The sequence below is a fragment of the Mycobacterium sp. ABE4_509 genome (genome assembly GCF_056160785.1).
The window spans coordinates 1-628 of sequence record NZ_JBSWXU010000332.1 but is presented as its reverse complement, the minus strand read 5'-3'; the positions used below and the strand labels follow the sequence as shown (position 1 = coordinate 628).

Below are 628 nucleotides of genomic sequence, written 5' to 3'. Positions count from 1 at the left end.
GGCGGGGACCGCTGCTGGATCGAGGTCCGCGGACTCGACGGCGAGAAGGCCGGCGACGTCGGTACGGCGGTGCTGGAGTCGGTACGCGCCCACGACGGCGTCCGGGCCGCGCGGATCAACCACTCGGTGCGCCGGATCATCGTGACGGTCGCCGCCGACGGCCCCTCCCTGGACGAACTGTGCCAGACGGTCGCCGACGCCGAAGCGGGCTGCGGCACCGCGACGCCGGGCCACCGGCAGGTCGACCTACCGGGCGACGGCGTGCTGCTGGCCAGCCGGCTGATCGCCACGGGCGCCAACGGCGTCGGGCTGGGGGTGGCGACGGCCGGGCTTCTGGTGCCCTGGCGCGGGCTGCCGCCCGGGCTGGCCGCCGCGGTCACCGTGATCGACTATCAGCCCCGGCTGCGTGCGGTGGTGGAACGCCGGCTCGGAAAACCGGCCGCCGACACCCTGTTCGGGTTGGCCTCGGCGTCGGTGTACACCCTCACCCAGGCCCCCGCCTCGCTGGCGGTGGAGGTGCTGCGACACCTCGGTCAGGTCGCCGAGATGACGTCCGCGGCGGCGGCGTGGCACCGGCTGGAACCGGACCTCGCGGCGCGCGCCGAGGAACCCGCCGCCGGCCCGTGCC

At 76.1% G+C, this 628-nt stretch carries 1 pseudogene; it reads left to right on the top strand.

Going from position 1 to position 628, the window contains the following annotated elements:
- A pseudogene (locus ACXAID_RS28335) lies at positions 1-628 on the top strand (cation-translocating P-type ATPase); the annotation flags it as partial.